This is a genomic window from Thiohalophilus sp. (genome assembly GCF_031581315.1).
GTDB lineage: Bacteria > Pseudomonadota > Gammaproteobacteria > UBA6429 > Thiohalophilaceae > Thiohalophilus.
This window is the reverse complement of record NZ_JAVLAZ010000064.1, coordinates 5,230-9,789: the sequence shown is the minus strand read 5'-3', so window position 1 is coordinate 9,789 and position 4,560 is coordinate 5,230. Positions and strand designations below refer to the sequence as shown.

Genomic DNA, 4,560 nt, shown 5'->3' with positions numbered 1-4,560 from the left:
AAAATAAATTTGCCGGCGAAAGCCGGCATTTTTATGTGCATGTGATTTTTTCTGAATTAGAAAATATATTTTTGTTTTCCTTGGTGTCTTGGCGCCTTGGTGGTGATTCTTTTTATTTTAAAAGTGCATGTTCATGATGCGCTGGCGGGCGCGGCGGTATTCGTCCTGGGTGATGATGCCTTCGTCCGACAGTCGACGCAGTTCTTTCAGCTCGATGGCCAGCATTTCTTTCTTATCAAAGGTAATGGCCTGGCTTGCGGCGAGGATGCGGGTTTTGAGTTCGGCGACGAAATGCCGAAAGCTTTCGGGATCGGGTTTGTTGTGGAGCAGGCGTAATAACGGGCAACTGCCGTAGCGACTGCGAAATTCGGTGACATTGGGCGAGTAGTAGATAAACAGAATCAGGCAGCTGCAGGCCAGCAGGATAAAGGTGATCAGAAACGGGAGCACGTGGTTCAACGTTTGGGTAGTCTGGCTCTGCCACAGATAAAAGCCGAATACCAGGGTAGCCAGGGCAAAGTAGGCGGTGCCCAGCAACCAGCGCCAGGCAATACGTCGATGGCGCACAGGCCACGGTTCCAGCATGCCCAGGTTCAGGTGATAACTCTGGCGACCGAACAGATCCTGGTCCGCGACCTTCACGAACTTATCATTGTAGATCTCGATACGCCGCAGTTGTCCCATGCTGCGCGAGTGTTGGGACAAAACGGTATTAATCCGCCGGTTGCCGGTACTGGAGCTGGTTGTTTCGGTGGCGCTCATTGCGTCTGTCTTGTTCTGTATCAGGCGTCCTGCATCATAGCCCAGCCAGCGAGGTCATAACAGCCGTGCGGTTTATGTATTAGCAGATAATGATACAGATGAACTTGTGCCCGATGTGGGTGTCCGACCTGTTATCCCCAAAGCAGGAACTGCTCATGCGTCACTTCAAGGACCCTTCGATCAAGCCATCCGAAATAACTGATCCGGAACTCTATCGCCAGCGTCGGCGGTTTTTACGTCTGGCGGCGCTGGGTCCTCTCGCGGGGATGCTGGCCTGGACGGGCCGGGTCAGTGCCAAAGGCTACGGCAACATGCCGCTGGACTACAGCAAAAGTGCCGTCTATTCCACTGATGAAGCACAGACCCCTTACGGAGATGTCACCGGCTACAACAATTTTTACGAGTTTGGCACCGATAAATATTCTCCGGCGGAAAAGGCCGGCCAGATGACTACCGATCCCTGGTCAGTGGTGGTGGAGGGGGAAGTGGCTAGACCCGGTACCTATGCGCTGGAAGATATTCTCAAGCCCCATGCGCTGGAGGAGCGAATCTACCGGCTGCGTTGCGTGGAAGGCTGGTCGATGGTGATTCCCTGGATCGGCTTCCCCCTGGGCAATTTGCTCAAACGTTTCGAGCCGACCTCAAAGGCCCGCTATGTTGAGTTCACCACGCTCAATCGACCCGAGGAGATGCCGGGTCTGCGTCGCGGCGTGCTGGACTGGCCCTATACGGAAGGACTGCGGATGGATGAGGCAATGCATCCTCTGACGATTCTGGCGGCAGGGCTGTATGGCGAGGTATTACCCAACCAGAACGGCGCGCCGCTGCGGCTGGTGGTGCCGTGGAAATACGGCTTCAAGAGCATCAAGTCCATCGTGCGCATCCGCCTGGTGGAAGAGCCGCCACTCAACACCTGGCAGCAGTCGGCATCAAACGAATACGGTTTTTATGCCAATGTGAATCCCGAGGTGGACCATCCGCGCTGGAGCCAGGCGCGAGAACGTCGACTGGGAGAGTTTTTCAAGCGTGACACCCTGATGTTCAATGGCTATGCCGAGCAGGTGGCTCACTTATATAAAGGTATGGACTTGCGCAAGTTCTTCTGAGTCTTGCCTCTATGTTTGTCGTTGCTCATCAATTACCCCGAATCCGGGCCGTTCTGTTTGTACTGTGTCTGCTGCCGGTTCTGTGGTTGATCTGGGGCTTTTTTCAGCATCAGCTGGGAGCCAACCCGTTCGAGGTGCTGACCCGTGAAACCGGTTTGTGGACCCTGCGGCTGTTGTTGTTGACCCTGCTGGTACGACCTCTGACGGAGCATTTTAGACAACCTTCATTACTGCGTTTGCGACGTATGCTGGGGCTGTTCAGTTTTTTCTATGCCTGTCTGCACATGCTCACCTATCTGTGGTTTGATCAGTTTTTCAACTGGCATGAAATCGGCACTGATATTCTCAAACGCCCCTACATTACACTGGGGATGCTGGCTTTCGTGCTTTTGATCCCGCTGGCGCTGACTTCGACGCGCAATATGCGACGTCGCCTGGGTCGACGTTGGCAAACACTGCATCGGCTGATCTATGTCATTGGGGTGCTCGGGGTTATCCACTTTCTGCTGCTGGTCAAGGCGGATCTGCGCGAGCCATTAATCTATGCGACTCTGCTGGCAGGATTGCTGGCCTGGCGATGGTTTGCTGCGCGGCGACGGAATCTCCGCCCGGCGCTGGCCGGGCGCTAATGCAATCTGCAACCGGGGATTGCACGGAGTGACAGCAGGCTGCAATCCGCATAACCGGTACTGGTTTTGTCGACCAATCGGTATAAACGTATGCAATCCGGGCAAAGTTTGTACTATCATGTCGAAATCCCGCTGCGAGGTCACACTATGTGATTCCGGTGAGCAGCCCGCAGAGACGGGCATGAACAACAAAAATACAACAGTAAAAACCAAGACTTACAATCAAGGTATACGAGGAGGACTGAATGTCTATCAATCGCCGTGAATTTATCCAGGTCATGGGTATGGCTGCGGCTGCGGGCATGTTGCCGGGTTGCGACAACAAGTCAAGCGGTACAGCCGGGGTGACCAAAACCGGCCAGGGTATAGCCCCTGAAGATATGTACAACGTGCCCAAATTCGGGAACGTGACTTTCATGCACATGACCGACTGCCACGCGCAGTTGAACCCGGTTTATTTTCGTGAGCCCAATGTCAATCTGGGCCTGAATGAAGCCAAGGGCCGGCCGCCGCATATTGTCGGTCATACATTGCTCGACTATTATGGAATCAAACCCGGGACTGCGGAGGCGCATGCCTTTACGCACCTGAACTTTGCCGAAGCGGCGGAAAAATACGGCAAGGTCGGTGGCTTTTCCCACCTGCGTACCCTGATCAGGAAACTGCGTTCCGACCACGGTGCCGGTCGTACCCTGATGATGGACGGCGGCGACACCTGGCAGGGTTCCGGTACCGCCTACTGGACCCGCGGCAAGGACATGGTCGGCGCCTGTAACCTGCTGGGCGTTGATGTGATGACCGGTCACTGGGAGTTCACCTATCATGACGAGGAAGTCATTTCCAACGTCAAGGACTTCAACGGTGATTTCGTTTGTCAGAACGTCTTCGTCAAGCCGGAAGCCAGTTTTGATTACAAATTCGAGGATTTCGAGCATTACAATGAATCCTCCTTGCGTGCCTTCAAGCCTTACACCATCAAGGAAATGGACGGCGGTATTCGTGTTGCTGTCATCGGCCAGGCGTTCCCCTATACCCCGATCGCCAATCCCGGTGAGCGCTTCATACCCGACTGGACCTTCGGGATCCGTGATGAAGCCATGCAGGCGATGGTGGATACCGTGCGCGAGACCGAAAAGCCCGATGCCGTGGTGGTGATTTCGCATAACGGCATGGACGTGGATATCAAGATGGCCTCCCAGGTCAGCGGTATCGATGCCATCTTCGGCGGCCATACTCATGACGGTATGCCGGGCGCTATGGAAGTGAAGAACAAGGGAGGTAAAACCCTGGTGACCAATGCCGGCTCCAATGGCAAATTCCTGGGTGTGATGCAGTTTGATATTCGTAACGGCAAGGTTCAGGGTTACGACTACAAACTGCTGCCGATCTTCTCCAACTTCCTGGAGCCGGATCAGGAAATGGCCAAATACATTGAGGGTGTGCGCAAACCGTACCTGGACATTCTCAATGAAGAACTGGCGGTGGCCGATGATCTGCTCTATCGTCGCGGTAACTTCAACGGGACGTTCGACCAGCTTATCTGCGATGCGCTGCGTGAAGTCGGTGGTGCCCAGATATCCTTCTCGCCGGGCTTCCGCTGGGGGGTTTCCGTGTTGCCGGGCCAGCCAATCACCATGGAACATGTGATGACACAGACCTGTCTGACCTATCCGGAGACCTACGTCGACAATATCAGCGGTGAAAATATCAAGCTGATTCTGGAAGACGTGGCCGATAACATCTTCCACGAAGATCCCTATCGTCAGCAGGGCGGGGACATGGTGCGCGTCGGCGGCATGGATTACACCATCGACCCGACCAAGAAGATCGGCGACCGGATCAAGGACATGCGTCTGGATGACGGTACGCCGATCGAGTCGGGCAAGGAATACAGCGTTGCCGGCTGGGCCTCGGTGTCACCCAATCCGCGTGAAGGCAAGGATATCTGGGATGTGGTTGCCGAGTATCTGCGGGCCGAGAAAGTGGCGACCGTCAAGAAACTCAACACACCCAAGCTCGTCAACGTGCAGGGCAATCCCGGCCTGGCGGATTACAACGCCTGA

At 54.8% G+C, this 4,560-nt stretch carries 4 protein-coding genes; 3 read left to right on the top strand and 1 reads right to left on the bottom strand.

Features of this window, described 5'->3' with window-relative positions; genetic code table 11:
• Positions 1 to 117: 117 nt before the first annotated feature.
• Complete coding sequence (locus tag RI563_RS09725) at positions 118 to 762, bottom strand: SHOCT domain-containing protein (protein ID WP_310694181.1); 645 nt, start codon at positions 760 to 762, stop codon at positions 118 to 120.
• Positions 763 to 917: 155 nt separating this feature from the next.
• Here RI563_RS09725 and msrP point away from each other — a divergent pair, with 155 nt between their 5' ends.
• The 3 genes from msrP (at position 918) to soxB (ending at position 4,560) form a co-directional block, all read left to right on the top strand.
• Positions 918 to 1,868 carry a protein-methionine-sulfoxide reductase catalytic subunit MsrP gene (gene msrP / locus RI563_RS09720; RefSeq protein ID WP_310694180.1) on the top strand — a complete coding sequence of 317 codons (951 nt, stop codon included), beginning with the start codon at positions 918 to 920 and terminating at the stop codon, positions 1,866 to 1,868.
• 11 nt (positions 1,869 to 1,879) lie between these two features.
• Positions 1,880 to 2,497, top strand: coding sequence for a protein-methionine-sulfoxide reductase heme-binding subunit MsrQ (locus RI563_RS09715; RefSeq protein WP_310694179.1), 618 nt, complete (start codon positions 1,880 to 1,882; stop codon positions 2,495 to 2,497).
• Positions 2,498 to 2,742: 245 nt separating this feature from the next.
• A complete protein-coding gene (gene soxB, locus RI563_RS09710) occupies positions 2,743 to 4,560 on the top strand; it encodes a thiosulfohydrolase SoxB (protein ID WP_310694178.1) in 1,818 nt (605 codons plus the stop codon).